1 protein-coding gene is annotated in these 756 nt (G+C 55.7%); it reads left to right on the top strand.

The genetic code is table 11. The features are described from left to right. A partial coding sequence (locus EXE44_RS20920; RefSeq protein WP_206750397.1) for a glycosyltransferase occupies nt 1–636 on the top strand: 636 nt, incomplete at its 5' end. Nucleotides 637–756 lie beyond the last annotated feature (120 nt).

Genomic DNA, 756 nt, shown 5'->3' with positions numbered 1-756 from the left:
CCGATCCTTGTCGCTCCGAACGGAACTTACGAAGACGATCTTCGCGAACATCGCCCGGACAGCGACCGTGCCAAACAGATTCGAGAGCGATACGAGATTCCGGCGGATGCCACAGTATGTCTCTTCATGGGCAGTAACTACAAGCCGAACGTCGAGGCAGCGAAGAGCGTCTGCGACATCGCACTGGAAATGCGGGATCGAACACCACCCGTTCACTTTCTCGTACTCGGAAGTGTCGGGAATTCACTCAGCGCGGATCGACTCCCGGGGAACCTAACTACGACTGGTTACGTCGAGGAGGATTTCGAGGCGCATTTCGACGCCGCGGACATCGCCTTAAATCCGATGCGCTCCGGCGGGGGTACGAATATCAAACTCATCGACTACTTCGCTCGGAGTCTCCCAGTGGTCTCCACTCCATTCGGCGTCAGGGGGCTAGAGGTTTGTGGTGATAAAGAAGTAGTCGTCGCGGAAATCGACGAGTTCGCCGCGGCGATCGATACACTTCGGGAGGAGCCGAAACGATCAAAGGAACTCGGTGCGGCGGGTCGGCGACTCGCGAATGAACAGTACACGTGGGAGTCAGCCTCGCAACACCTACGCGAGAAGTTACACGAATTGTTCGGCCCCTTCTGATCACGATACTCGCTACAGTCGTTCAGTGTAAACTGCTAATCGTCATCTGACCCATTGCTGTTGAAAATAGCTGTTGGGAGAAAACCGAAGCGCTAAACAGAGCGCACTGAGGAGATGCGC

Origin of the sequence: Halorubrum sp. SS7 (assembly GCF_005435055.1) — an archaeon.
GTDB classification, from domain to species: domain Archaea; phylum Halobacteriota; class Halobacteria; order Halobacteriales; family Haloferacaceae; genus Halorubrum; species Halorubrum salinarum.
The sequence above is the reverse complement of the archived record's forward strand: the minus strand, read 5'-3'. Positions and strand labels throughout refer to the sequence as shown.